We start from the raw sequence: 25,289 nt of genomic DNA, 5'->3' as shown, positions 1-25,289 counted from the left end.
ATCAGTCGTCTGCGGTCGATCGTTCGATGCCCTCGAGGCCGGGAATCCCCTCGACGCCCATCGATGCCAGTTCGCGTTTGAGTTCCTGTTCGTCCTCGACGTTCTGGGAGAGTTCCATCGACTGCGCGAAGTTCTTCACCAACCCACAGTTCGGTCCCTCGGGCGTCTCCGAGGGCCCGATGCGACCCCACTGGGTCGCGTGTAAGTCCCGCGCTTCGAAGTGCGGCTGTGAGCGGGAAAGCGGGCTCCGAAGGCGGCGCAGGTGGCTCAGAACGCCCATGAAGTCCGTTCGGTCGACCAGCTGCGAGACGCCGGAGCGGCCGCCGACCCAGTTGCCCGTCGCGATCGGGTGCTCTAAGCGCTCGGTCAGGACGTCCGAGCGGACGACCGTCGAGACCGAGAGGTTCCGGTTTCGCATGTTGGCGCGCTCGAGCTGGTACTTAACGTCCCGGGCCAGCTTGTTCAGCGCGGTCCGGAACAGGTCTTTCATCAGGTCGCCGCTGACCTTCAGGCGCTTGTTCGCGTAGTGGTCCTTGTCGTCCGAGTCGCGCCGACCCAGCGCGAGTTCGAAGCAGGCCTCGGCCATCCGGCAGAGGTAGTGGGCCTTGTTGATGCGGACGTCTTCCTCCTCGACGCCGTCCTCGTGGAGATGCGGCAGGAGATAGCGGTCGATGACGTAGTTCGCGCGCTTGAGCTGGTAGTTCTTCCCCTGGCCGGAGGCGACGCGCTTCCCGAGTTCCTCGATGGCCTCCTCTTCGCTTTGAACCTCGGCGGCCTCGAGGTTCTCCAGCATGTACTTGACGACCTCGGGGTCGTTCGAGACCTTGTGGACGATCTCCTCGTCGCTTTCCAGACCCAGCGCGCGGACGAGCGTGACGAAGTTGATCGAGCCCGATACCGACGGGAACGAGACCTCGAGCAGTCCCTCGCGGTTTCGTTCGCAGAGAACGAGCGCGCGGTAGCCACGGCGCTGGGAGAAGGTCTTGGCGACCTGAATCTCGTCGCCGTACTTGGTGTCGTACTCGGCGAGGATCTTGTTTGGTGCGAGGTCCTCGCTGGTCATCAGCACCCGCTCGGAGCCGTTGACGATGAAGTAGCCGCCCGGGTCTGCAGGGTCTTCGCCGATCTCGACGAGTTCCTCGTCGGAGAAGCCGGCGATGTTACACTTGTCGGAGCCGACCATGATCGGCATCCGACCGATCTTCGTCTCGGTGGAGTCGACGACCCGCTGGTCGCCCTCCTCGCCTTTGACGATAGACATTTCCATGAAGACCGGCGCGGAGTACGTAATGTTGCGCAGCCGGGCTTCCTGCGGATAGAGCAACTCTTCCGAGCCGTCCGCCTCCCTGACGCGGGGGGTCACGACGCGGACGTCGCCGAGTTTGACGTGAACGGGTTCCTCCCCTTCCTTGTCGCCGATGTCCGTGTCGATCGTCTCCTTCTCGTCGACGACTTCCTGCATCCCTCGGTTGAGGAAGGCGTTGAACGATCGGTAGTGGTGTTCGGCGATCCGTTCCTTCGCGAAGTATTCGCGCGAGATCTCTCGCCGTTTCTCGCGATTGAGTTCCATTGACATTTATTCCACCACGAGTCGGTATACGACTGCCTGGTCGGCTGTCCGTGAGTTCCGAACGATTTTGATAACGTCTCCGATCTCCGCATCGTCCGGTAGGGCGGGATCGCTGCGCTTGATTTTCGGCAGGTCTGTGCGGTCGATGGCATACTCGTCGAGGACTTCCTCGAGCGCGTCCTCGTCGAGTACGGTGTGCTCCGGAACGAGTTCGTGTTGGCTTACGTCTACCATGTGTTGGGGTTGGTGTGCGTGTCGGCTATCGGGAGAGAAGCGGCTGTCACGAGATACTACAGCAGAATACCGCCGGGACGCATTTAACGGTTACTAACTCGAGCGGGTAGCGCGGCTACTCGACCGGAGCGGCCCTGACCGGAGGCACCGATCACGTGCGACAGTACCCCAGTATCAGTTAAATTCCTTGTGGAGCGTGTGGAGGTGTGTCATTGGGTGGGCTCGAGGGAGCCTCCGTGTTTCGATTCGCCGTACCACACGGTGATCAATTGGAAAGTCTTAATACTGTCTCCGGGAAACGATGAGTTGCGTTGGAAGCCCGGATGGTGTAGTGGCCCATCATACGACCCTGTCACGGTCGTGACGCGGGTTCAAATCCCGCTCCGGGCGTCTTCTTCCAATTTCAATTCGGTGAACGGCCAGTTCGTTGTTCGCGAGTGTTCTGGGACCGGAGCCGGTAAGAAGGGCCCGAACCGCACGAACGACCGCGCAAGGTGAGCGGGGTTTGATGGTTGAATCCCACTGTAGGAGCCTTTTTCCGCAGATAGATCGAAGTGATCCCTGGGAAATATGCTCTATCTCGGTTGACTACTTCGAGGAGCGCCAAACGGGAGACGGTCTTCGATAATGATAAGACAGCTGAATAATATCCAGAACACAACCCTTAATACCGTCACCGGGAAACGATGAGTTGCGTTGGAAGCCCGGATGGTGTAGTGGCCCATCATACGACCCTGTCACGGTCGTGACGCGGGTTCAAATCCCGCTCCGGGCGTCTTCTTCCGCGAACAACAACCGACGAGTACCGCATAGCGTGTGCTCGTCACTGATGAGCGGAAAGACGGAAATAAGGGAGTTGAACGACGGAACGAGCCAACCGAGGCAGGTGAGTTCAGGCAGTTCAACTCTCGCTCCGAGCGCTTTTCGACCTCAATTCGATGAGCGGATCGTTCGGTGTTGACGAGTATTTGAGGATCAACTACCGTCTCGAATCCTTCTCACGATCAATACGAGGAACAGTGCGTAGTGGGAATTGAGAAGTTGAGTGGCTGCAGCAGACGAAACTCGACGCTTCGAATAGATCGTTTGACGAACCGTTCTGACGTTTATGATGGATGCCGAGCGAGAGCGCTGTTATGGCACCGCGGAACACGAAACAGACCGGCGACGAAACGGAGGCGCAGATCATCGCCGCGCTGATCGAGCACGGATACTCCGTTTCGATCCCGTTCGGGGATAACGATAGATACGATCTCGTCGTGGATACGGAACACGGACTGCGTCGCGTACAGTGTAAGACGGGGTGGATCGAAGACGAGGTCGTTCGGTTCAAAACTGCGAGCAAAACCACCGTCGACGGAACCGTTGCACTGACCGATTACGACGGCGATATCGACGCCTTCGCGGTTCGGTGCAAAGATACCGACGAACTGTACTGGGTGCCGCTCGAGGCCGCCGGACGAAAAAACACGTATCTCCGACTCACGGAACCCGAAATCGATCATCCGAACGTCAAGCGAGCCGAGAGGTATCGATTCGAACGGCGACTTCCCTGATAGCCGCCGCGAGAACTGTCCGACGGCGTTGTCGCTCGAGAACCTAATTATTTAGTACCCGCTCGGTGATCCCTCAGTGGACTGCAACAACTGGCGCTACTGGTAACCAATGACGAAACCGATCACCGTTCTCATCGTCGACAACGAACCGGGCTTTGCCGATCTCGCCGGCGAAATGCTCGAACGCGAACGCGATGCGATCGTCGCCGAAGCGGCGACGAACGCGACGGCGGCCCTGGAGATCCTCGAGCAACGAGAGATCGACTGCATCGTCAGCGATTACGAGATGCCCCAGATGACGGGCTTAGAGCTGTTAGAGCGAGTTCGCGAGGGCGATCCGGATCTGCCGTTTATTCTGTTTACGGGGCGGGGCTCGGAGGAGATCGCCAGCGAGGCGATCGCGGCCGGCGTGACCCAGTACCTGCAGAAGGAGTCCGGCAAGGAGCAGTACGCGCTGTTGGCGAACCAGATCACGAACGCGGTGTCCCAGTATCGGACCGAGACGGAACTGCGCGAGAGCGAGCGACGGTACGAGCGGACGCTGACGACGTTACACGAGACGACGCGGGATCTGATGCGTGCGAGCACGAAACGGGAGATCTACCAGTCGGCGGTCGATACCGCGGGCGAGATCCTCGACGTGCCCGTCGCCGCGGCGTACACGTTCGAGCCGACGAACGGGATCTTAGTGCACGCGGCGTCGATCCGCGAGTCGCGGGAACTCGTCGATCCGGAGATGCAGTTCGAGCAGGGAGAGGGCCACGTCTGGGAGGTGTTCTCGGAGGGGGAGAGCGCCTACTACGGGGACGTGACGCGGGACGCCGACACCAAGACGTTGAGCCGGAGCGAACTGATCGTCCCGCTGGGGACCCACGGCGTGTTGGTCGCGGGCACCGAGGACGTCGACGGCTTCGACGAGACGATGACGGAACTGCTGCACATCCTGGCGGCCAACACCGAGGCGGCGCTCGATCGGGCCGAGCGCGAGCAACTGCTCCGGGACCACGATCGGACGCTCACCCAGCAAAACGAGGAGCTGACGCGGCTCAATCACACCAACGAGATCGTTCGCGAGATCAATCACGGCGTGGCCCAGGCCTCGACGCGGACCGAAATCGAGACGACGGTGTGCGAGCGGCTGGCCGACACCGAGCGCTACTGCTTCGCCTGGATCGCCTCAAGCGACGACGAGCCGTCCGAGCCGACGGCCTGGGCCGGCATCGACGCGGCCTTTATCGACCGCGTTCGCGACGACGGTGAGTGCGCGCCCGAACTCTCCCTGGTCGCGGAGACCCTCGAGACCGGCCGCGTGCAGATCGTCCGGAACGTGCTCGAGGCCGACGGCTGGGATCGGCGTCGAAAGGAGGCGTTGACCTACGGCTATCAGACGATTCTGGCGGTCCCGCTGACCGATACCGAACGCCAGTACGGCGTCTTGCTCGTCCACGTGGCGGGGGTCGACTCGGTCGGCGACAGCGAACTGGAGGTTCTCGGCGAACTCGGCGAGACGATCGGCCACGCGATTCGATCGGTCGAGCGGACGCGAGCCATGCTGACGGACAGCCGACTCGAGCTCGAACTCGCCGTTCACGATTCGCGACTGCTCTTGAACCGGTTTGCCGAGTACGTCGAGGGGGCGGTGACCATCGAGGGAATTATCGAACGGGACGACGATGTCGTCATGTTCGTCAGCGCGCCGGACACCGCCGATCTCACGCCGCTCGAGGAGTGGGCGTCGCTCGAGACGGTCTCGATCGTCTCGGAAGGCGACGACGAGATTCTCTTCGAGGTGACGGTCACCTCGTCGCCGATCTTAGAGATTCTACGGACCTTCGACGTCCAGTTGCGGACCGCGACCGCGCGGAATGGGTCGACGACGCTCGTCCTCGAGGTCCCCCAGCGGGTCGAAACCCGGTCGCTGGTCGAGGCGATCAGGGAGGGGTATCCCGAGACGGAACTCGAGGCCCGACGCGAGACGACGAGCACGCGGTCGGCCCGACAGCTCGACACCCACCTCGAGGAGCGGCTCACCGACAAGCAGTTCGAGGCGTTACAGGCGGCCCACTACAGCGGGTTCTTCGAGTGGCCGCGAGAGAGCACCGGCGAGGACCTCGCCGATGCCCTCGACATCACGCCCCCAACGTACCATTACCACCTGCGAGCGGCCGAGCGAAAGCTCGTTACGCTGGCGTTCAACGGGCAGTCTAGTTGATTAGTATCCTGTCCTGGAGACCACTAATTGATTAGAAGCTATACTTACCACCTCCCGGTACATACGGGTAAATGGCGATCTGCGATAGTCTATCGCCACCCCCAATCCCCCCACCCCCAACTTTCCCCCCTGATCTACCGACCGAGAGCCATCAGCGTAGTTCGCTGCCGGCGCTCGACCAGCGACATCGTCGAGTAGTCGCCGTTGTACGCACCGATTGATTGTTCTTAGTGAGTTCCGTGTTCGAACTGACTGGAATCCGGCCGCGGACGACTCTCGACGTGAGACCAACGGTGGCCACCGCAAGCGAGCGAAATCGATCGCTACTCACCCCAGTCGTCAGGATCGTGTCCGGCTCGAGCACCGGTCCGACGGACCCGTCTCAGCGACTCATCTTCGGCATCTAAATAATTAGATGAAAGGATCAACACCCTACTAATTACAGAGGAAGTATAGTTAATCTCCCGTGGCGTGTACGAATTAGTGGCGATCTTCGATACTCTATCGCCACCCCCAATCCCCCACCCCCCTTTTCCCGGAACGGTGCCGGAAGCGGCGGCTGTTCAGTCAGATCGACAACCTCACTGCGAGCCGATCGACTCCTCCCACTCGATCCAGTCCTGTTCCCAACCGCGTCGGGATTCCGCGCGGCGCACGGCATACTCCCGGTCTTCGCGAGCCGTCCGGTTCCGCTCGACGGCGCCCGACTGTTCGCCCTCGACCAACAGCGGCGCAAACGAGACAGGATCGAACTGCGAGCGCCTGCCGTCGGCCGAGACGGCCTCGAGTCGCTGTCGCTGGGTTCCCCGCGGAAACACCAGTCGGCCGTCGTCGGTCAGTTGCTCGAGCAGGGCTCGTGGGGGCTCGACGGCGGCGGCTTCGAGGAGCACGCGATCGAACGGCGCGTATTCCGGGAGGCCGTCGGCGCCGTCGCGGCGGTCGACCAGTACGCCCTCGTAGCCTGCTCGAGCGAGGTTCTGGCGGGCTTCGACGACCAGCGGTCGGGAGATATCGACCGCGTGGACGTTGGTCTCGCCGACGACTTCGGCCACGACCCCGGCCGTGTAGCCGACCCCGGCGCCGACGATCAGCACCTCGTGGTCGTCCTCGAGGGCCAGCGCTTGCAGTAATCGGGCGGCCGTGCTCGGAGCGAGGACGCGCGTTCCCAACACCTCGTGTTCTCGGTCAGCGTAGGCCGATCGATCGTCCTCGAGGAATTCGTGGCGGGGAACGTCCCGCATCGCGACGGCGACGACCTCGTCGTGGAGGACGTCCTTGGCCGCGGACTCGAGGCCGTCGACCATATCCTCGCGCAGTACCGCAGGGTCCATACTGAAGGTATCGCTCGGGTCGTTATCAATGGCGCGCTTGCGCCACCCGGCGGGTATCGAGCGGTCAACCCGCCGTTACTGGCCGCGTATTTCCACGAACCGGACCCCGCCGTGCTCGGTGCGCTCGAGCCGTCCGTCCCCCCGTTTCGTCGCCTCGACGAGCGTCTGGAATCCGGACCCGATCGGCGCGAGGAGCGTGCCGCCGGGGCGCACCTGATCGGCGACGGGATCGGGGAGCTCCGCAGTCGCGCACGTGAAGTACGCGGCGTCGTAGGGCGCGTGCTCGGGCCAGCCCTCGCGACCGTCGCCGGTCCGAACGTCGACCCCGTCGTACCCGAGTTCCGCGAGTTGCTCGCGGGCCCGGTCGGCGAGTTCGGCGCTGTACTCGACGGTCGCGACCGCCTCGTCGCCGACGAGCTCGGCCGTGACCGCGGCGTGGTAGCCACAACCGGTGCCGATCTCGAGGACCTCGTCGCCGGAATCTAAGCCGAGCAGATCGGCCATCACGGCAACCATGTGTGGCGCGCTGATCGTCTGTCCGTCCCCGATCGGGAGGGGCCGGTCCTCGTAGGCCCGATCCCGTCGGTCCGGCGGGACGAAAGCGTGGCGGGGGACAGACTCCATGGCCTCGAGAACGCGATCGTCGTCGACTCGAGACGCGATGGTCCGAACCATGCGCTCGCGTGCGGCCTCGTAGTCGTCGGGATCGGACTCGGAATCGGAACCGAAGTTACGAAACATGGTCCGATATACCGTCTCGCAAGCAATAGACCGTGGGTGGCGAGTGCCGGCACCGTTCGAGCGATCCTCGACTGTCGCACGAGGCCGATACCGGGCGCGAACGGCGTCCGATCAGCGCCCTACCAGGCAGACCAGGCGCTGGTCTGCTGGTCGTAGGCGTAGATGCGTTTTGCGTCCTTTGCGGGGACTGAATCGCCCTCCATCTCGTAGCGGTCCCGATCGTAGCCTGCAGCGTCGTTGCGGACGACGAACGCGTCGATCTCGAACTCGTCGTCGCCGAACTGCTCGACCTCGCCGACCTCGAACTCGTAATCGCCGGGGACGTGGACCGTGACACTGCGGCTGTCGTCGCGCGAGCCGTCCTGGGGGTGGACCGTGACGTTGACTGCGACGTTGTCAACCTCGCGGGTCCAGACGGTCTCGATATCCTCGACGGATGCTTCCTCGCGGCGCTTCTGGCCGTCGAGTTCGACGCTCGTGACCCGAACCGTCGAGAGCACTTCCTCGGTCTCGAGGATGAACTCGTCGCCGACCTCGACGGTCTCGTCTTCGGGCGTCGTTACGTTCGCGGTGAAGGACTCGCCGCCCTGGGAGACGACCACGTCGAGGGTGACCTCTCGCTCGCGTTCGGGCTGGATCTTGTGGACGTGACTGCACTCGCTACAACGAACCGTGAGGGTGCCGCCGCCTTCCGTGAGTACCTCGTGGACCGTCTCGAGGTCCGGCGAGCACGAAGGACAGGGCGTCGGAACCCGATCCGGGATTTCGCTCATAACCGTTCTAGACGCTACGCACCTAAAAAGCGATTGAAGCCGTCGTCCAGTCGAGAACGGGGTCGATCGAACCGGCCGCGAGTTCGGTTCTGGCGCTCTGGGTGCTCCGAAGAGGGCTAGTTCCCCTGAATCGCGTCGATGACCATCGCCGCGGCGACGATGGGCTCTTTCGGGACGGTGCTGGCGTCGTCGATGGTGATATCGTAGCGATCGCGCAACGAGATTCGGCCGCTGATCGAGCCGACGTGAGCGCCCTCCGCGTCGGTGATCTCGTACTTGTGCGGGATCCACTCGCCGAAGGGAACGACGTTCCGGGCCAGCGTTACCATCGCGCCGCGAGAGTTGATCTCGGCCAGTTTCTCCTCGGTCGTCGCGTCGCGGATCGTCCACGTGTCTCGCAGCAGCGAGTAGTCGTTGTCCAGCGCGACGAGGTCCTCGCCGGTCTGGGCGTCCGAGAGGACGTAGTTGCCCGCGACGTCCATGATCCCTCCGGCCTTTACCGTGAACACCTCGTTACCGTCCCCGTCGGTGAACGGGAACTCCTCTTTCAGCTTGAACATCTTCTGTTTCCCCTTGAGGACGGTGTTCCCGCCGGCGTCGAGCGCCCTGTACTTGTTCCGAATGAGTCCCTGTTCGACCGTGTATCGGTCGTCGACGAGTTCGATCCCCTGAATATCGTACTCTCGAGTGTCGCGCATCGGTCCGAACTCTTCCTGTCACCCCTTGAATCCACTAGGTTCTCACAGATCGTCGAGATAGGTTATCGTTCAGACGAGACAGAAAGTCGGTCCGTGCGTGCAATTCGAGGCCGGAACGACCCAGGCCCAGATCCGGACCGCTCGAGTCACGCCGTCGATCAGGCGTCAGTCGCGGTCGGAAGGTCGATCGACTCGCCGTCGGCGTACACCGTCGGTTCCCGCAGGATCCCGTCGAGGTGGATCGGCGCCTCCGTCTCGCCGCCGATGCCCGCGTTGTCACCGATCGCGATGTGGACGGTGCCACCGGCCTTCTCGTCCAACAGGACGGAGCCGACGAGGTCGGTGACCGCGACGTTCGTTCCGATCCCCAGTTCCGCGAGGTTGTACGCGGCGTCGCCCACGTCTTCGGCCGCACCCTCGACCGTTTCCCGTATCTCGTCGTCAGAGATCTGCGTGACCAGCCCGTCCTCGACCTCGAAGGTGAGTCGCTGCCCCTCCTCGAGCAGGCCGTGGGGTCGCATCGTCCCGTCGACGACGAACGTCCCGTCAGCGGTCTCGGGGCTGACGAACACCTCGCCGGCGGGCAGGTTCGACATCTGGCCGGCCTCGTGGACGATCCCGGTATCCGAGAGCCACTCGCGGTCGCCGATCCCGAACGTGATGTCGGTGCCTGCGGGAGTCGTCACGCGGACCTCGTCGGCGTCGGCGACCTGCGCTCTGACGTCCTCGCAGTGGGCGGCGATCGACTCGTAGTCGGCGTCTAGCCCCGTCGTGAAAACGTCCTCGGTGATCCCCGGGAGCGTCGCGACGCGGGCGCCGGCCTCGTTGGCTTCGGTTCGGGCCCGCGTGTGGCTCAGACTCTTCGTCGTCGGCGCGAGGACGACGTCCGCCCCGGCCATCGCCGCGGCGACGGGTTCGGGCGGTTCGCTCCCGTGAGTCTCACCGGGCGGGTAGCGGACGATGACCGCGTCGTCGGTGATCTCGCTTGCGACCTCGTAGAGGGCCTCCCCGATCGGAACGCGGTCGTCGTCGGTGACGATCGCACACGATTCCTGGCTCTCGAGGGCGAGACACTGCCGGACGGCCGTCTCGGCAGCACCGCGTAGTTCGGACATACGCGTATATTGTATCAGGGGGTCGAAAGCTATTGCCCTTGGCGTCCGGCCGGCCTGCGGTTCGGAGTCGCCGGTAGCGAACGCATCTCCCGACTGCGGTTAACGCCTCGAGCGGACGGTGCCGGCGGTCAGTCCACCGTCTGCGGCGTCGCTTCCGGCGGTTCGTCCGCGTCCGCCTCCAACGTCGAGTCGTCCGCGTCCGAGGGCGACGCCTCGAGTTCGTCGGGCGTCCCGAAAACGTAGAGCGTGTCGCCGGCCTCGAGCGGGTCCTTGTCGGCCGGCAGCGAGACGATCTCGTCGTCGCGTTCGATCGCCAGCACGCGGCCCGGCACCCAGCCGGCGAACTCGCTCTCGAGCGGGCCGCCGTCCTCGGCCGTGGTCGCCGTCACCGTCTCGTCACCGGTTCGGATCGCGGCGACCAGCGCGTGGCCGGCGCTCGGCGTCTCCGGCCGCGTCGTGAGGCGATACCGTTGGCCGGGATCGAACGCCTCGGCGTCGTCCGCGTCGACGAGCAGCGTCGTGATCGGTCCCGTACTGGCCCGCAGCGTCCCCGTCGCGACGAACTGCCGGGTGTCGCCGTCCGTCCAGACCTCGACCGGGTCGCCGGTGCTCGCCCGCGCGGGCGGATCGCCGGCGACGGCGACGGCGACCCGATCCGGTCCCAGCGAGGGGCTGATCCCGTGCGTCCGGTCACCGACGGAAACGGCCTCAACGGCGCCGTCCTCGGAGAGTTCGGCGCGGACGTAGCCGATATCGAAGTCGGACTCGAGGCGCGCCTCGAGCCGGGATCGCAGTTCCGGCAGCGTGAGGTCGTTCGGGAAGCGCAACTGTCGTCCCGCCAGTTTTCGTTTGACGGCGTCGTCGACGGCGGGGTACCCCTCGGCGTCGTCGATCGACTCGGGGAGCGCGACCGCGACGGCGAGTCCGGCCGATCGGACGAGATCCGCGGCCGATCCGTCGGTCTCGAGTTCCGTCACGTCGTAGACGCCACACGCGAGGTGGTCGCCGAGCCGATAGCCGCCGGTCGCAGCGAGGGCGCCAGCGGCCACCAGCCCGAGGAGATAACTGCCGGACGTGTAGTGGACCAGCGGCGAATCGACGACGACCTCACCGCGGCGGAGCGCCTCGAGGACGAGCCAGCCAGACGGGAGTGCGAGTCCGGCGAGGACGGCCGCTCCGTGCGGTGATTTGCGAACGGTCGCGCCACGATAACCGAACGCGACCGTGAGCGCGCCGACGCCCGCCAGCAGCCCGTAACCGAGGATACCCAGCAGGGCCGTCCGCGTCCACTCGACCGTCGTCGATCCGCCGAACGCGTCGCCGCTCTGGAGCGCCGTTCCGAGGAGGTCGATTGCACCGATCATCTCGAGCGCGAGCATCGTCATCTCAGTAGGCCACCTCGATTGATCGGCGGTCGCCGTCGCGTGGGGCCGCGTCTGGATCCGGATCGGCGTCGACGGCCGACCCGTCGGTTCCGAGGAGGAACGCCTCCACGCCGACCGCGATCGCCGACGGATCGGGATCGAACTGCCACTCGCCCGCCGTCGCGTCGGCGTGGCCGGTCTCGTCGTCAGTCCGATCCGTCTCGCCGGCGTCGCAGGTTTCACCGATATCGTCGCGGCGGACCGCGAACACCTCCAGACCGAGGGCGTCGTTGTCGAGCGCCTCGAGTATCGGCTCGGTCAGCGTCACCTTGCGGATCGCCGTCCCGTCGCGTTCGAGCAGCGAGACCGCGTCGAATTCGTGGGTGGTTTCACCGGGTTCGACGACGATCCGCGCCCGGTCGGCCTCGAGCAGCGTCTCGGCGTCGGTCGTCGGGACGGCGACGGTCACCTGGCCCTCGCCGCCGCGGACCGCTGTGGCCGACGGCCGCGCCGCTTCGCCGGTCTCCGTACCCGTGGGGCGGTCGTCGATCGCAGTGGACGAATCCGCGGCCGGAGTACCTCGTGTGTGACCGCCGTCCGCGCGCAGGCCCTTACCTCCGCGGACAGTCGTGCTGAGTACGGTCCCGGCGACGGTCGTCAAGTCGGTCATCGCCAGAACGTCGTCGCCCGGTGCCAGTCCCGTCGGAAGCAACGCCGGGACCGAGACCGCACGCCATCCCTTCGGCACCTGCCTCGCGATGCCGTTGGACGGCGGTGCCGCGGTGATCGTCGCCCACCCCCGACCGTCGACGGCGACCGAGGCTGCCTCGAGGTCGTAGGTCGTCTGCAATCGGTCTTCGAGGCGGGTCTCGAGTTCCGCGAGCGGCAGATCCGCCGGCAGTCGCCACGCTCCGTCCTCGAGGGCCGCCCGGAGGTCGGGGTCGAGCGGCGGATACCCCTCGAAGGCGCGGACCTCGCCGCTGGCGCGGATCGTCACCTGTCCCATCACGTCGACCGCGTCGATCGCATCGCCGGAGAGCGTCCGACCGCGCTCGACAGGAAGCGACGTCTTCCGCGGGAGTTCGGTCGCGAGTCGCCAGCCAAGACTGCCCGCGTAGGCGGCGATCACCCCGGTGACGAACAGCGCCGTCGCGATCCGGACCGCCTGCGCCGACAGAGGATCGACGGCGAAGACGCCGATCGCGTAGCCGATCCCAACGGTCAGCGTGATCGCGATCACGCCCGACGCGGCCCGCGGCAGTCGTCGCCGCTGGACGTAGCCGAGGCCGATCGCGACCGCCGCGACGAGGGACGCCGTCACGACGGCGATCAACAGCCCGTACGAGACTCCGATCACCGATTCGTACGCTACCGTATCCATAGCGTCTCAACTCGTGCCGTCGTACCGGTTCGATGCCCCGTCTTTCTCGAGGGGGCGCCGAACATCACCTGTCGCTTCCCGGCGGATCGCCGACTCGGCCGTCCCGCGATTGACCTGCCGCCCGGACGGAAGCGACTGCTCGATCCGCGATCGGAGCCGCCAGTTCGCATTTCCTTGCGGAGCATGCCGCTATTCCTCTACCCTTTATACTTAAACTATGGCAGAAAATTATAATTTATATAGTGGGGATATTATCTCTATGAGCTTCGTAATTGGGCGCGGCGACGAGCTAGCGGAGGGACCCGCAGGACGACTCGGTCGATACCGGGCGCTCGATGGGAGCGAAGGGGCCGACCTCTTTCTCGACCTCGACGGCCCGCACGCAATGCTCGTCGTCGGCAAGCGCGGGTACGGAAAGTCGTTCACGATGGGCGTCATCGCGGAGGAACTCGCGCGATCGCGGGGCGTCGCGCCCGTGATCGTCGATCCGATGGGCGTCTTCGACACGCTCGCCGAGGACGCCGAGGGCAATCCGGTACCGACCGATGTGGTCTCCTCTCCGGCCGTCGAAGCGACCTCGCTCGACCCGAAATCCTGGTGTGCGCTGCTGGATCTCTCGCCGGAAAGCGGTGCCGGGAGCCTCGTCTGGCAGGCGGCGACCGAATCGGCGACCATCGCCGCCATGCGCGACCACGTCGAGGCGACCGACGCGCCCGACGCGGACAAGCGGGCCGCGATCAACCACCTGAACCTCGCGGCGTCGTGGGACGTCTTCGATCCCGACGGCCTCTCGGCGGCCGACCTCGGCGGGCCGGAGGTGACGATCGTCGACGTCTCCGGGCTCGAGGCTCGAGCCATGAACGCCATCTGTCGCGGCGTCGGCGAGGCGCTCTACCGGGCTCGAGTCCGCGGGACGATCGATCGGCTCCCCTGGCTGTTGCTCGACGAGGCCCACACGTTCTTCGAAGGCGTGGCCGAGCCGGCCCTCCGGACGATTCTTACGCGCGGCCGCGCGCCGGGAGTCAGCCTCGTGACCGCGACCCAGCGGCCCGGCGCCGTCCCGCCGGTCGGCATCTCCCAGTCGGACGTCCTCGTCTCCCACCGGCTCACCTCCGAGGCCGATCTCGAGGCGCTCGAGAGCGCCCAGCCGACGTACATGAACGGGTCGCTCGACGACCGAATGCCGACGGAGCCCGGCGAAGTGGTGGTCATCGACGACGCCACGGAGACCGTCCACGCCGCGCAGGTTCGGTGGCGAGACACGCCCCACGGCGGCGACAGCCCGCGGGCGAGCGACTACATTGACTCTGACACCGCTCCGACGGTCGGCACCGACTGAATCGACTTCCGGGCCGTTCCGTCACGGACGACCGGCCGCTGGTCGACGACATCGGTCCCGTCGCGTTGACTGAACCGCGCATCCGCCGCTCGAGGGAGCCAACTCCCGCTATTGGACCCTTTCTTCGTGTTGAGGTTTAAATGGGAACGAGAGGGCAGATAGCCCATGGCCGATATCGATCGAATCGACCATCGTCTCGCCGCCGTCGAACGGGCCGTCATCGACGGCGACTACGAGGTCGATGAGCTGGGGGATCTGGCGACGCTCACCGAGACCGTCGAACGCCTCGAGACGCGGCTCGACGAACAGGAACGGCGACTCGCTGCCCTCGAGGCGAAGACGGAGTCGCTGACCGGGTTCGTCGACAACGTCGAGTCGGTCAACGACGACGTCGAGCGGCAGGCCGCGACGGCCGTCGCGACCGTTGACCGGCTCGAGGATCGGATCGACGAACTCGAGTCGGCCCTCGAGGCGGTTCGACGGGAAACCACCGGCGCCGAAGCGGCGACCGGACGGCCGAAAGCACTGGCCGGCAGCGATCCCGACGATACCGGTCGGCAGAACGCGACATCGACCGCGACCGAAGTCGCGTTTTCCGAACGAGAGACGGAGCCGGATGACGACGGAGCGAAGCTGCCGGAGAACGCGGTTTCGGAGATCGTCGGCAGTATCAGCAGCGACGGTGATGACGGTGGTGTCGACGACGGTTTCGAGTGGGGTGCCGAGGAGTCGGCCGCCGACGAGAGCGCCGCGTCATCACCGGCCGGCGAGCCCGGTGCGGCCGGGATGAACGCGGCCGAACAGGAGTCCGTCGACCGACTGCTCGCCGACCCGGAGAGCGACCGATCCGAATCGGCGGTCGGCGAGGCGACGACTGAGGATGCCGGCGACGAAGAACCGGTCGACTCGGGCGGACTCCTCTCGTCGGTTCGCTCCAAACTGTCGTGATCCGATAGCTCGCCGACCGACGCCGACGAGGTCGGCGAGCGATAGCCGAGCGTTCTCATCGGTGAGCGTCCAAGCGCCGCAGTGACCGCGCTCCGACTTGACGATCGACATCGAATTGGAACAGCGCCGTCAACGCGACGCGTCTTCGCTACCGTTCGTGCCGGACCTCGAGTTCGAACGATTCGAGGACCGTTCCGTCCGGTTCGTGGATCTCGCCCTCAAGGCCGTCTCCGTTCGCTCGCTCCTCGAGGACGGCGAATCCCGGCCGGTTCCCGCGCGGATCGGCGTGGCTGCCGGGGTTCAACAGGAGAAGGTCCTCGGTCTCGGTCACAGTCGGGCGGTGACTGTGGCCGAAGACGACGACGTCGGCGTCCCGCGAGCGGCCGAATATCGCCAGTCCCGTCTCGCCGCCGTCCCGACGATGGGTGACGGCGAAGCGAACGCCGCCGGCCTCGACCGTGCGGGCCGTCGGCAGGCGCTCTCGGACGGCCGGGCCGTCGGCGTTGCCGTGGACGGCATATAGCAGATTGCACTCCCGCTGGAAGGCCTCGAGGGCCGACGCGCTCGTGAAATCGCCCGCGTGGATCACGGTGTCTGCCTCGCGGGCCACGGACAGGGCCTCGCCCTCGAGGTCGTGGCCGTCGCTGCTATGCGTGTCCGAGAAGATCGCGATCATGGTCGCCCTTCGAGCGGCGTCGACAGGTTCCTTTCGAAGTCGGACACTGTCGTCGCGCGGCCGACACTTTTAACGGATACGTCCGAACATGGTGACGATGGCCAGTAGCACCTCCGTCGTCCTCGCCGCACTGTTCGCGAACGGCGCGATCGCGATTCTGAAGTTCGGCGGGTATCTGCTGACGGGCAGTCCCGCGATGCTGTCGGAGACGTACCACTCGATCTCGGACACGGGAAACCAGATCTTCCTGCTGGTCGGGATCAAGTACGGCGCACAGGAGGCCACCCGGAGCCACCCGTTCGGTCACGGGAAGGCGCAGTTCTTCTACAGCCTCCTCGTCAGCATTATGCTCTTCGGCATCGCCGGCTGGGAGAGCGCACACCACGGCTACGACGCGCTGACCCACGGCGGCGTCCACCGCGCCAGCGAGGACGTCACGCTGCTCGGACAGCCCCTCGATCCGGTCTACGTCAACTACGCGGTGCTGCTCGGGGCGATCGCCTTCGAGTCCTACGCGCTCTGGAAGGCCTATCAGGGGATCAGCCGCCAGATGGACGAACACGGCTGGACGAGCCTCCGCGAGGCGTTCAGAAAGACCAGCGACGTGACGACCCTGACCGCACTCACCGAGGACACCATCGCACTGGCCGGCGCGGGGATCGCCCTCTTCGGGATCTATCTCACCAGGACCACCGGAAATCCGATGTACGACGCCGGCTCCGCCCTGCTCATCGGGATCATGCTCATGGGATTCGCGGTCGCGCTCGCGTGGCAGAACAAGCGGCTCATCCTCGGAGAGAGCCTCCCCAAGGAGGACGAGGACGAACTCAGACGGATCGTCGCCGACTGGGACGGCGTCACCGAACTCATCGATCTCCGGACCGTCTACTTCGGGGCCGAGGAACTGCTCCTCACGGCCGACGTCGCGTTCGATCCCGCTCTCGACGCCGAAACGATCGACGAGCGCATCACGGCGCTTGAGCGGGCCCTGCAGGATCACGACGACCAGATACAGAAGGTCTACATCGAGCCGGAGACGTAGGCGGCGATCCGTCAGTCGGCCGGTTCGACTGACTCGTCGTCCCGGTCGTCGTAGCCCGCGACGACCGTCGACCCCGGCGGCCGATCGTTCAGGACGGCCGTCACCGTCGTCTCCTCCAAGTCGACGGTCGACTCGAGCGGCTCCCACCCCTCGTCGGTATCGACGGCGACCGCGACGTCGGTCGGACTCGCGCCCGGCGGCAGTCTGGACGGATCGTAGACGAGCGCGATTCGCATCGCCTCGATCGCCTTCACCTCGTCGAGGGCCGCGAGGTCGACGGGATCCGCGAGCGCGTCGACCGGCGGCTCGTCGGCGCTCTTCTCGAGGCCGAACGCGTCGGGCACGACGCCCGCGACGATATCGACGCGAGCGCCGACCTGCTCGAGTGTGTACTCCGCGACGTTGCTCGAATCGTACCCCGGGATGGCCATGTTCGAGGCGATGGACTCGACACGTTTGTCGCTGTACCGCGCGATAGCCGGCCCTCGTTACGTGACATCGATTCCATAGCTTCGGCGTCGCATCGGTGACGGACGAACCGTACGAATGCGACGCCGGGCGTCGGTCGGAACCCCGAACCGAGACGAATCCTTTTATCGTAGCGGGAACCAATCACTCACCGTGTCCGAGACAGCCGGGTACATGCGCTTTTTCCCGTACGACCAGCCGTACGAGAACCAGCGCGAGGCGATGGACCGCATCCACAACTCGCTGACCCGCGGCCAGGATGTCCTCTTCGAGGGCGCCTGCGGGACCGGCAAGACCCTCTCGTCGCTGGTCCCCGCCCTCGAGGTGGCCCGCGAGCAGGACAAGACGGTCGTCATCACGACCAACGTCCACCAGCAGATGCGCCAGTTCGTCGCCGAAGCCCGCGCGATCACCCGCGAGGAGGACATTCGGGCGATCGTGTTCAAGGGGAAATCCTCCATGTGTCACATCGACGTCGGCTACGAGGAGTGCCAGGCCCTGCGGGACAACACCCGCGCCGTCGTCGACGCCGAGCGGGACAAACGGCAACTCGAGCGCCGCCAGCGCGAACTACTGGAGGAGAGTCAGGGCGGCGACGGCGGCGCGGCCGACGCCCGCTCGGCGGTGATGGACGAACTCGAGTCCATCGAGGAGCGACTCGAGGACTTAGAAGAACAGAACGTCTGCGACTACTACCGCAATAATCTCACCCAGGATACGGACGACTTCTTCGCGTGGCTCTTCGAGGACGTCCGGACGCCGGAGGAGATCTACGAGTACGCCGAACGGGAGGGCTTTTGCGGCTACGAACTGCTGAAGGAGGGGATCGAGGGCGTCGACCTGGTCGTCTGTAACTACCACCACCTGCTGGACTCGATGATCCGCGAGCAGTTCTTCCGATGGCTCGGCCGCGATCCGGAGGACGTCATCGCCGTCTTCGACGAGGCCCACAACGTCGAGGACGCCGCCCGCGAACACGCCACCCGAACCTGCTCCGAGCGGACCTTCGACTCCGCGCTCGACGAGTTGGCCGACGCCGACGACCCGCGATCCGAGGACGCCGCCAACGTCCTCTCGGCCTTTCACCGTGCGCTCGTCGAGACCTACGAGGACTCGTTCGGTTTCGGCGAGCGCGAGCGGATCGACGAGAACTGGGAGGATATCTCGATCGCCAACGAAGACCGGAAGGACGATCTCACGCTCGAGTTCCTGCAACGGTACTCCGGTCGGGGGATCGAGGACGATCTCGAGGCCGCGATGAAACTGGGCCAGGAGCTAGACGAGCAGTACGAGGAGGCCTACCGCGAGGGCGAGACCGCCACGCGGACAGAGTGTCAGACCTTACAGGCCGCGGCGTTCGTCAGCGCCTGGATGAACGAGGGGAGCAAGGAGGGACTCTACCCGGTCGTCTCCGTCACTCGAGACGCGGGCACCGACGAAATCTACGGCCGCGCGGAGCTGTACACCTGTCTCCCCCGCCAGGTCACGGGCCGGCTGTTCGAGGAGGTGTACGGAACGATCCTGATGAGCGCGACGCTGCAGCCGTTCGACGTCACCGAGGACGTGCTCGGCCTCGAGGACCCCGTCACGATGGCCTACGGGCTCCAGTTCCCGGCTGAACACCGACGGACCTACGCCGTCGAGACGCCGCCGCTGTTTTCCTCGGACCGGGACGACCCCGCGGTCCAGGAGGAAGTCGCGGAGACGATCCACGACGCCGTCCGCATGACCCCGGGGAACACCCTCGCCTTCTTCCCCAACTACGGGGAGGCCGAGCGATACGCAAAGCGACTCGAGGGGCGGACCGAAAAGACGGTCTATCTGGACGAGCCCGGGACGTCCGTCGAAGAGTTACGCCAGCAGTTCGTCGCGGACGACGGCGCCGTGCTCTGTACCTCATTGTGGGGAACGCTGGCGGAGGGCGTCAGTTTCGACGGCGACGACGCACACACCGTGCTGGTCGTCGGCGTTCCGTACCCCCACCTCGACGACCGCGCCGAGGCGGTTCAGGAGGCCTACGACGCGGCGTTCGACGGGACCGAGACGGGCTGGCGCTACGCCGTCGAGATCCCCACCGTTCGGAAGACCAGACAGGCGCTGGGCCGCGTGATCCGCTCGCCCGAGGACGTGGGCGTTCGCGCGCTGCTGGACCGTCGCTACTCGAGGTCCGCGAAATCGGACCTCGGTCGGTACAGCGTCAACGGCACCTTCCCCCACGAGGAGCGCGAGGAACTGATCGACATCGACCCCGAGAAGCTGAAGTTCTCGATGCTGAACTTCTACGGCGATCACGACGCCTACGACGGCGAGACGCCGGCGCCGTAGCCCGAGTCCCGCCGTAGGGAACCTCAGGCGGGCAACGAGACCCGACTCACCGGTAACTTGTACGTCCCGTCCCAGAACTCGAGTTCGCTGACCGTCCACTGGATCGGCTCGATCTCGCGGTCGGCCACGCGTTTTGCGGCCTCGAGGTCGCCGCCGCGGGCCAGCGTGACGTGAGGGACGTAGTCGCCGCCCTCGAGTCCCTCAACGGTCTCGAAGGAGTCGGTCAGATCGGCGTGGATCGACTCGAGGCCGGGGCTCTCGACGGCGAGGTAGACGACGGGGGCGGTCCCGAGCGGCGGCTCCTCGAAGTAGTCGATACCCGTAATTCGAGCCTCGACGGCGGGTTCGCCCTCGAGCGCGCGGTGGGCGCGGTGTTGCAGCTGGGCGACGTGGTCGGCCTCGCCGAGGCGTTTGAGCAGACACGAGTGGTCCTCGCGGACGCGGTCGAAACCGACGAGTTCGGGGTAGAGCTCGTCGGCGAGCCGACGGACGCGTCCGGGGACCGGAACGTTGACGCTGTACACTTCGGTCGACGTAGGGCGTATTCGCGTATCAGTGTGATGGTCGACGGGTCCGTTCAGATCCGCTCGAGGAGCCAGAGGACGATCACGAGGGCGACCCCCAGCTGAACGAGGACGAAGAACGGGCCGAGCAGGCTCGCGATACCGCCGATGACCATCTCTAGGATCTGAAACGCCAGGAAGATGGCGAATAGTGCGAGGACGATTTTCAGGAGGGTCTCGACCTCGAGTTCGCCGCGCGAGTCGTGCATACAGTCACGGACACCTGACTGTGTGAAAAATACACCGTTACGGGCTCGGAAAGACCTATCTGGGCGGCTCTGGCATATATCTATAATGGACCTGAGAGAGCAGGGGCGTTGGGCCCTGTTCTGGGTGCTCGTGGGAATCGGGTGCATGCTCGTGGCGACCGTTGCGGTTCCGATCGGTGCGGCCGCCGACGCCGGATCCCAGGGGGTAGCCCTGCAGGACGAGGGTAGCGCGAGCGACCGCCTTGACGAGGCCGACGAGATACTCATCGACGTCTTCGTCCACGAAAACGGGTCGGCGACGTTCGTCGTCGACTACCGGTTCGAGAACCAGACCGACGAGGAGTGGGGGCAACTCAGTAGCGACGTCCAGTCGAATCAGGAGGTGTACGCCGACAGCCAGGAAGACCGGTGGAACGACATCCTCCGCGAGGGGGAGAACGCGACCGACCGAGACATGGCGATCGAGAACGTCACCGTCGCGACGGACAACAGTTCCGCGCCGCGGGAGATGGGCCACGTCGTGGTGACCTTCGAGTGGGACTCGTTCGCCTACCCGCAACTGACCCAAATCGAGGCCGGCTCGGCGCTCGTCGGCCTCTCCCTGCCCAGCGGAACCTGGTTACAGGTGTACGCGCCCGAAGGGTACACCATCGACGAGGTCAGCCCCGAGCCCGAAGGGGACGGCGGGTCGGTAACCGGCGGCTCCGAAGACAGCGATCTGGAGTCGGTCCGGTGGGGCGACGCCGGCGATCCGTTCTCGTCGACGCCGCCGACCATCGTGATGATCGAGGAGAGCAACGAGACCGACCCGTCGACCGAAGCCGATCCCGGAACCGACGGGCCGAGGCCGTGGCTGCTCGTCCTCGGTGCCCTCGCCCTGCTCGCGACCGTCGGCGCGGCCGGCTGGTGGCTCAGAGGCGATCGTGCCGGCGACCGGTCGGCCAGCGTGACGAACGGTGGGTCGACGACGAACGGGAACGCCGCCGCGCCCGAGGACGAGATGCCGCCCCCTGAACTGTTAAGCAACGAGGAACGCGTCCTGCAGTTGCTCGAGAAGCGTGGCGGACGGATCAAACAGCAGGAAGTCGTCTCGGAACTGGACTGGACCGAGGCGAAGACGAGTCAGGTCGTCAGCGGACTGCGCGAGGACGGGGAGATCGACGTCTTTCGGATCGGTCGGGAAAACGTCCTGGCGTTGCCCGACGGGGAAGACGAAGAGTAGCCGCCGCCGGCCCAATGCGTTCGCACTGTTCGCTTCTATGTGGTGTGACACCACCGCACAGCCGGCTCGCGGCCTGATACCCGCGATATTTGCGAGGTAGCAGGATTTAATACCGATGCTGCTCATAGCACCACCAATGAGTCACACCGTCGGCGCCACGACCGCCGCACCCGGTACCGACGGGGCTGTTTCTCCGCGGCGACCGCGACGGCGACGGCCGGGCCGTTGAGCCCGACTACTACCTACCTCCCCTCGAACCGGTTCGTTCCAACGATCCATCAAACGCAGAATTTCCAATTAGCAGCTTCTCTACCGTTAATTTACGGGACCTAAACCAATGAGCTTAAGTCCCTCCTTCCGCTTTCCTCGCATACGACATGACCCGCGTGGCACTTGCGTTCTCGGGCGGCCTGGACACGACTGTCTGTGTCCCGTTGCTCGAGGAAGAGTACGGATACGACGACGTTATCGGCGTCACGGTTGACGTCGGCCAGCCGGCTTCCGAGTTCGAGGAAGCCGAAGAGACCGCCGACGCGCTCGGCTTAGAGCACTACGTCGTCGACGCGAAAGAAGAGTTCGCCGACCTCTGTCTCGAGGGCGTTCGCGCGAACGCGACCTATCAGGGCTACCCGCTGGGGACGGCCCTGGCTCGCCCGGTGATCGCCGAAGCGATCCTCGAGGTCGCCGAAGAACAGGACTGTACCGGTATCGCCCACGGCTGTACCGGCAAGGGCAACGACCAGCTCCGCTTCGAAGCGATCTGGCGCGACTCCGACCTCGAGGTCATCGCCCCCGTGCGCGAACTCGGGCTGACCCGCGAGTGGGAACAGGAATACGCCGCGGAGAAGGACCTGCCCGTCGAGGGCGGCAGCGGCGGCGACTGGTCGATCGACACCAACCTCTGGAGCCGCTCCGTCGAGGGCGACGACTTAGAGGACCCCAACTACGTCCCGCCGGAGGACATCTACGCCTGGACCCAGGCGCCGACCGGCGAGACCCAGGAGATCGAGATCACCTTCGAGAAGGGCTACCCCGTCGCCGTCGACGGCGTCGAGTACGAACCCGTCGAACTCATCGAGCATCTCAACGGCGTGGCCGGGGCCTACGGCGTCGGCCGCACCGACTCGATGGAAGACCGCATGCTCGGGCTGAAGGTCCGCGAGAACTACGAGCACCCGGCGGCGACGACCCTGCTCAACGCCCACGAGGCGCTCGAGGGGCTCGTCCTGACCCAGGAGGAACGCGAATTCAAGCAGCTGATCGACCAGAAGTGGTCGAAGAAGGGCTACGAGGGCCTGATCGACGCGCCGCTCGTGGGCGCGCTCGAGGGCTTCATCGCCGAGACCCAGAAACGCGTCACCGGGACCGTCACGATCCGCTTCGAAGGCGGCCAGGCCCGCGCGGTCGCACGCGACAGCAAGTTCGCGGCGTACTCCGCTGAGCACGCGTCCTTCGACACCGAGACGGTCGGCAAGATCAAACAGGAGGACGCCACCGGCGTCGCGAAGTACCACGGCTTCCAGCGCCGCCTCGCCAACGAGGCGATCGCGGCCAACGCCGAGGACGTCGAGAAGCCGGAACTCGCCACCGACGGCAGCGGCGGTGACGCGAGCGAAGCGAGCGGATCCTCGTCGGAGCAAGGCTCCGACGTAGAGGACGAGGAATAACGATGACCGAGGAGAGCGCTCACGACGGGCCCGCGTTCGAGTCGGAGGCCGCCACCGACGGTGGAACCGACCCCGACAGTGAGGGCGGTGAGCGATCCACTGGATCGCGATCCTCGTCGGATTCGGGATCCGACGGCGTCGTCCGCCGGGACCGCTTCAGCGGCGGCCCCGCCCGGAGCTTCCTCTCCTCGCTCGCAGCCGACGAACGGATCTTCGAGGCCGACCTCGAGGTCGACCGCGCGCACACGGTGATGCTCGCCGAGCAGGGGATCGTCGAGGACGACGTGGCCGGACAGATTCTGACCGCGCTGGACGCCATCGAGGTCGACGGCCACGACTCTCTGCCCGACGGCGAGGACGTCCACGAGGCCATCGAGACGGCCGTCATCGAGCGCATCGGCGCCGAGGGCGGCAAGATGCACACCGCGCGCTCGCGCAACGACGAGGTCGCGGCCTGCATCCGGTATCGCCTGCGCGAGGATGTTCTTGAGTCCATCGAGACGACGCTGGCGCTGCGCGAGTCGCTGGTCGCGGTCGCCGAGGCACACGCGGAGACGATCATGCCCGGCTACACCCACCTCCAGCCCGCCCAGCCGACCACCGTCGCCCACTGGGCGCTGGCCTACGAGGGCGCGGTGCGTCGCGACACGGCGCGGCTCCTCGAGGCCTACGGTCGGATCAACGAGTCGCCGCTGGGCGGGGCCGCATTCGCGGGGACGACGTTCGATATCGACCGCGAGCGGACGGCCGAATTACTCGGCTTCGACGGGGGTCCCGCGAGCAACGCGAGGGGGAGCTCGGCGGAGCAGCGCTCCGCCGTTGTCGTCGAAAATTCGATGGACGCCTCCTCGAGCCGGGACTTCCTGCTCGAGGCGACGCAGGCGCTGTCGACGCACGCGACGACGCTGTCGGGGCTCGCCGAAGACGTCGTCATCTTCGCGAACCGCGGCTTCGTCGACCTCTCGGACGACTACTCCTCGACGTCGTCGATCATGCCCCAGAAGAAAAACCCCGACACGCTGGAGCTCGTCCGCGCGGTCGCGGGCGACGCGGCCGGCGGGGTACAGGGGCTGACGACGACGCTCAAGGGACTGCCGCGCGCGTACAACCGGGACCTCCAGCGGGCGACGACCCACGCCTGGGACACCGTCGACGCCGTGACGGAAGCCAGCGAGGTCGCCGCCGGCGCGGTCGCGACGGCCGACTGGAACGAGGAGACGCTAGCTGCCGAGGCCGGCGAGGGGTTCTCGACGGCGACCGGCGTCGCCGACCTCCTGGCGGCCAACGGTCTGCCGTTCCGCACCGCACACGAACTGGTCGCACACGCCGCGGAAAATAGCGCGGAACGCAGTTCCGCGGACAGTCACGCGGCGAAGCCGCGCGACAACGGGGCCGACTACGACGCCCTCGAGGCCGCCGCCAGAGACGTACTGGGCGAACCCCTCGAGTCGCTGGTCGACCCCGACGCCGTCGAGGAAGCCCTCGATCCCGCCGCGAGCGTGGCGAGTCGCGACTCGCAGGGCGGCCCCGCCCCCGAGGCGGTCGCCGACCAACTCGAACTCGCTCGCGAGTCGCAGTCGGACGATCAAGCAACCCTCGAGGAACTGGACGCGGCGCTCGAGGCGGCCCACGAGGCGCTCCGCGAGGAGGTGAACGGCTATGTCTGAGGCCGTTCCCGCCGTCGCTCCGCGCCGTCCGCGACCGCCGCGACTACCGCCGTTCGCAGGTCCGTCTGCTCGGACCTGCGAGCCAGCGGGGGCTTCGCTCCCGCCGTCCGTAGGCGAGAAACGAATCTACGGGCGAGCGGGAACTCCGTTCCCGCTGCGGCCGTCCCCGCGAGGGGACAAACTACCTA

Annotated in this window: 22 protein-coding genes and 2 tRNA genes; 11 read left to right on the top strand and 13 right to left on the bottom strand. The window is 65.8% G+C overall.

Features of this window, described 5'->3' with window-relative positions; genetic code table 11:
• Nucleotide 1: 1 nt before the first annotated feature.
• Nucleotides 2-1,576 carry a DNA-directed RNA polymerase subunit B'' gene (locus HTUR_RS01735; protein WP_012941576.1) on the bottom strand — a complete coding sequence of 525 codons (1,575 nt, stop codon included), beginning with the start codon at nt 1,574-1,576 and terminating at the stop codon, nt 2-4.
• Nucleotides 1,577-1,804, bottom strand: a complete 228-nt coding sequence (locus HTUR_RS01730; RefSeq protein ID WP_012941575.1) for a DNA-directed RNA polymerase subunit H — start codon at nt 1,802-1,804, stop codon at nt 1,577-1,579.
• Nucleotides 1,805-2,121: 317 nt separating this feature from the next.
• Here HTUR_RS01730 and HTUR_RS01725 point away from each other — a divergent pair.
• The 4 genes from HTUR_RS01725 (at nt 2,122) to HTUR_RS01710 (ending at nt 5,572) form a co-directional block, all read left to right on the top strand.
• Nucleotides 2,122-2,194 (top strand) — tRNA-Asp (locus HTUR_RS01725).
• A 312-nt stretch (nt 2,195-2,506) separates the two neighbouring features.
• Nucleotides 2,507-2,579 (top strand) — tRNA-Asp (locus HTUR_RS01720).
• Between the two features lie 361 nt (nt 2,580-2,940).
• Nucleotides 2,941-3,360: a group I intron-associated PD-(D/E)XK endonuclease gene (locus HTUR_RS01715; protein WP_012941574.1), complete on the top strand. Its 420-nt coding sequence runs from the start codon at nt 2,941-2,943 to the stop codon at nt 3,358-3,360.
• Nucleotides 3,361-3,469: 109 nt separating this feature from the next.
• Nucleotides 3,470-5,572: a bacterio-opsin activator domain-containing protein gene (locus HTUR_RS01710; protein WP_012941573.1), complete on the top strand. Its 2,103-nt coding sequence runs from the start codon at nt 3,470-3,472 to the stop codon at nt 5,570-5,572.
• Between the two features lie 581 nt (nt 5,573-6,153).
• Here HTUR_RS01710 and HTUR_RS01705 read toward each other — a convergent pair.
• The 7 genes from HTUR_RS01705 to HTUR_RS01675 form a co-directional block, all read right to left on the bottom strand.
• Nucleotides 6,154-6,903, bottom strand: a complete 750-nt coding sequence (locus HTUR_RS01705) for a protein-L-isoaspartate O-methyltransferase family protein (protein ID WP_012941572.1) — start codon at nt 6,901-6,903, stop codon at nt 6,154-6,156.
• Nucleotides 6,904-6,978: 75 nt separating this feature from the next.
• A complete protein-coding gene (locus HTUR_RS01700) occupies nt 6,979-7,644 on the bottom strand; it encodes a protein-L-isoaspartate(D-aspartate) O-methyltransferase (RefSeq protein ID WP_012941571.1) in 666 nt (221 codons plus the stop codon).
• 119 nt (nt 7,645-7,763) lie between these two features.
• Nucleotides 7,764-8,417, bottom strand: coding sequence for an HVO_0476 family zinc finger protein (locus HTUR_RS01695; protein WP_012941570.1), 654 nt, complete (start codon nt 8,415-8,417; stop codon nt 7,764-7,766).
• Between the two features lie 116 nt (nt 8,418-8,533).
• Nucleotides 8,534-9,115 carry an LURP-one-related/scramblase family protein gene (locus HTUR_RS01690; protein WP_012941569.1) on the bottom strand — a complete coding sequence of 194 codons (582 nt, stop codon included), beginning with the start codon at nt 9,113-9,115 and terminating at the stop codon, nt 8,534-8,536.
• Between the two features lie 158 nt (nt 9,116-9,273).
• Nucleotides 9,274-10,230, bottom strand: a complete 957-nt coding sequence (locus tag HTUR_RS01685) for an aminopeptidase (RefSeq protein WP_012941568.1) — start codon at nt 10,228-10,230, stop codon at nt 9,274-9,276.
• A gap of 128 nt (nt 10,231-10,358) precedes the next feature.
• Nucleotides 10,359-11,615 (bottom strand): cation:proton antiporter regulatory subunit, encoded by a 1,257-nt coding sequence (locus HTUR_RS01680; RefSeq protein ID WP_012941567.1) that lies wholly within the window; start codon nt 11,613-11,615, stop codon nt 10,359-10,361.
• A gap of 1 nt (nt 11,616) precedes the next feature.
• Nucleotides 11,617-12,975 (bottom strand): hypothetical protein, encoded by a 1,359-nt coding sequence (locus tag HTUR_RS01675; RefSeq protein WP_012941566.1) that lies wholly within the window; start codon nt 12,973-12,975, stop codon nt 11,617-11,619.
• 259 nt (nt 12,976-13,234) lie between these two features.
• Here HTUR_RS01675 and HTUR_RS01670 point away from each other — a divergent pair, with 259 nt between their 5' ends.
• Both HTUR_RS01670 and HTUR_RS01665 read left to right on the top strand, forming a co-directional pair.
• On the top strand, nt 13,235-14,314 hold the full coding sequence (locus HTUR_RS01670) for an ATP-binding protein (protein WP_012941565.1): 1,080 nt from the start codon (nt 13,235-13,237) through the stop codon (nt 14,312-14,314).
• Between the two features lie 165 nt (nt 14,315-14,479).
• Nucleotides 14,480-15,262, top strand: coding sequence for a DUF7310 family coiled-coil domain-containing protein (locus HTUR_RS01665; RefSeq protein ID WP_012941564.1), 783 nt, complete (start codon nt 14,480-14,482; stop codon nt 15,260-15,262).
• A 148-nt stretch (nt 15,263-15,410) separates the two neighbouring features.
• Here HTUR_RS01665 and HTUR_RS01660 read toward each other — a convergent pair whose 3' ends face one another.
• Nucleotides 15,411-15,938: a metallophosphoesterase gene (locus tag HTUR_RS01660; protein ID WP_012941563.1), complete on the bottom strand. Its 528-nt coding sequence runs from the start codon at nt 15,936-15,938 to the stop codon at nt 15,411-15,413.
• Between the two features lie 97 nt (nt 15,939-16,035).
• On the opposite strand from HTUR_RS01660, the gene HTUR_RS01655 reads away from it, so the two are divergent.
• Complete coding sequence (locus HTUR_RS01655; protein ID WP_049941817.1) at nt 16,036-16,980, top strand: cation diffusion facilitator family transporter; 945 nt, start codon at nt 16,036-16,038, stop codon at nt 16,978-16,980.
• A gap of 11 nt (nt 16,981-16,991) precedes the next feature.
• On the opposite strand, the gene HTUR_RS01650 is transcribed toward HTUR_RS01655, so the two are convergent.
• Nucleotides 16,992-17,411, bottom strand: a complete 420-nt coding sequence (locus HTUR_RS01650; RefSeq protein ID WP_012941561.1) for a hypothetical protein — start codon at nt 17,409-17,411, stop codon at nt 16,992-16,994.
• 190 nt (nt 17,412-17,601) lie between these two features.
• Here HTUR_RS01650 and HTUR_RS01645 point away from each other — a divergent pair, with 190 nt between their 5' ends.
• The gene (locus HTUR_RS01645) at nt 17,602-19,773 is read left to right on the top strand and encodes an ATP-dependent DNA helicase (RefSeq protein ID WP_012941560.1); all 2,172 of its coding nucleotides are present in this window, start codon (nt 17,602-17,604) and stop codon (nt 19,771-19,773) included.
• Nucleotides 19,774-19,796: 23 nt separating this feature from the next.
• On the opposite strand, the gene HTUR_RS01640 is transcribed toward HTUR_RS01645, so the two are convergent.
• Together HTUR_RS01640 and HTUR_RS01635 are read right to left on the bottom strand one after the other, a co-directional pair.
• Nucleotides 19,797-20,297 (bottom strand): 2'-5' RNA ligase family protein, encoded by a 501-nt coding sequence (locus HTUR_RS01640; RefSeq protein WP_012941559.1) that lies wholly within the window; start codon nt 20,295-20,297, stop codon nt 19,797-19,799.
• Nucleotides 20,298-20,350: 53 nt separating this feature from the next.
• A complete protein-coding gene (locus HTUR_RS01635) occupies nt 20,351-20,545 on the bottom strand; it encodes a DUF7554 family protein (RefSeq protein ID WP_012941558.1) in 195 nt (64 codons plus the stop codon).
• Between the two features lie 85 nt (nt 20,546-20,630).
• On the opposite strand from HTUR_RS01635, the gene HTUR_RS01630 reads away from it, so the two are divergent.
• The 3 genes from HTUR_RS01630 (at nt 20,631) to argH (ending at nt 25,101) form a co-directional block, all read left to right on the top strand.
• The gene (locus tag HTUR_RS01630) at nt 20,631-21,767 is read left to right on the top strand and encodes a helix-turn-helix transcriptional regulator (protein WP_012941557.1); all 1,137 of its coding nucleotides are present in this window, start codon (nt 20,631-20,633) and stop codon (nt 21,765-21,767) included.
• 377 nt (nt 21,768-22,144) lie between these two features.
• Nucleotides 22,145-23,434 carry an argininosuccinate synthase gene (locus tag HTUR_RS01625; RefSeq protein WP_012941556.1) on the top strand — a complete coding sequence of 430 codons (1,290 nt, stop codon included), beginning with the start codon at nt 22,145-22,147 and terminating at the stop codon, nt 23,432-23,434.
• 2 nt (nt 23,435-23,436) lie between these two features.
• The gene (gene argH, locus HTUR_RS01620; RefSeq protein WP_012941555.1) at nt 23,437-25,101 is read left to right on the top strand and encodes an argininosuccinate lyase; all 1,665 of its coding nucleotides are present in this window, start codon (nt 23,437-23,439) and stop codon (nt 25,099-25,101) included.
• The last annotated feature ends 188 nt before the right edge of the window (nt 25,102-25,289 follow it).

It is taken from the genome of Haloterrigena turkmenica DSM 5511 (assembly GCF_000025325.1).
In the GTDB taxonomy this organism is placed as follows: domain Archaea; phylum Halobacteriota; class Halobacteria; order Halobacteriales; family Natrialbaceae; genus Haloterrigena; species Haloterrigena turkmenica.
Note: the sequence above shows the minus strand (reverse complement) of the source record. Positions and strands in the feature narration are given on the sequence as shown.

Bases quoted from the DNA above. Each gene is read 5' to 3' on its own strand.
- HTUR_RS01735 (WP_012941576.1), bottom strand. From the start codon at position 1,576: ATGTCAATGGAACTCAATCGCGAGAAACGGCGAGAGATCTCGCGCGAA.
- HTUR_RS01730 (WP_012941575.1), bottom strand. From the start codon at position 1,804: ATGGTAGACGTAAGCCAACACGAACTCGTTCCGGAGCACACCGTACTC.
- HTUR_RS01715 (WP_012941574.1), top strand. From the start codon at position 2,941: ATGGCACCGCGGAACACGAAACAGACCGGCGACGAAACGGAGGCGCAG.
- HTUR_RS01710 (WP_012941573.1), top strand. From the start codon at position 3,470: ATGACGAAACCGATCACCGTTCTCATCGTCGACAACGAACCGGGCTTT.
- HTUR_RS01705 (WP_012941572.1), bottom strand. From the start codon at position 6,903: ATGGACCCTGCGGTACTGCGCGAGGATATGGTCGACGGCCTCGAGTCC.
- HTUR_RS01700 (WP_012941571.1), bottom strand. From the start codon at position 7,644: ATGTTTCGTAACTTCGGTTCCGATTCCGAGTCCGATCCCGACGACTAC.
- HTUR_RS01695 (WP_012941570.1), bottom strand. From the start codon at position 8,417: ATGAGCGAAATCCCGGATCGGGTTCCGACGCCCTGTCCTTCGTGCTCG.
- HTUR_RS01690 (WP_012941569.1), bottom strand. From the start codon at position 9,115: ATGCGCGACACTCGAGAGTACGATATTCAGGGGATCGAACTCGTCGAC.
- HTUR_RS01685 (WP_012941568.1), bottom strand. From the start codon at position 10,230: ATGTCCGAACTACGCGGTGCTGCCGAGACGGCCGTCCGGCAGTGTCTC.
- HTUR_RS01680 (WP_012941567.1), bottom strand. From the start codon at position 11,615: ATGACGATGCTCGCGCTCGAGATGATCGGTGCAATCGACCTCCTCGGA.
- HTUR_RS01675 (WP_012941566.1), bottom strand. From the start codon at position 12,975: ATGGATACGGTAGCGTACGAATCGGTGATCGGAGTCTCGTACGGGCTG.
- HTUR_RS01670 (WP_012941565.1), top strand. From the start codon at position 13,235: ATGAGCTTCGTAATTGGGCGCGGCGACGAGCTAGCGGAGGGACCCGCA.
- HTUR_RS01665 (WP_012941564.1), top strand. From the start codon at position 14,480: ATGGCCGATATCGATCGAATCGACCATCGTCTCGCCGCCGTCGAACGG.
- HTUR_RS01660 (WP_012941563.1), bottom strand. From the start codon at position 15,938: ATGATCGCGATCTTCTCGGACACGCATAGCAGCGACGGCCACGACCTC.
- HTUR_RS01655 (WP_049941817.1), top strand. From the start codon at position 16,036: ATGGCCAGTAGCACCTCCGTCGTCCTCGCCGCACTGTTCGCGAACGGC.
- HTUR_RS01650 (WP_012941561.1), bottom strand. From the start codon at position 17,411: ATGGCCATCCCGGGGTACGATTCGAGCAACGTCGCGGAGTACACACTC.
- HTUR_RS01635 (WP_012941558.1), bottom strand. From the start codon at position 20,545: ATGCACGACTCGCGCGGCGAACTCGAGGTCGAGACCCTCCTGAAAATC.
- HTUR_RS01630 (WP_012941557.1), top strand. From the start codon at position 20,631: ATGGACCTGAGAGAGCAGGGGCGTTGGGCCCTGTTCTGGGTGCTCGTG.
- HTUR_RS01625 (WP_012941556.1), top strand. From the start codon at position 22,145: ATGACCCGCGTGGCACTTGCGTTCTCGGGCGGCCTGGACACGACTGTC.
- argH (WP_012941555.1), top strand. From the start codon at position 23,437: ATGACCGAGGAGAGCGCTCACGACGGGCCCGCGTTCGAGTCGGAGGCC.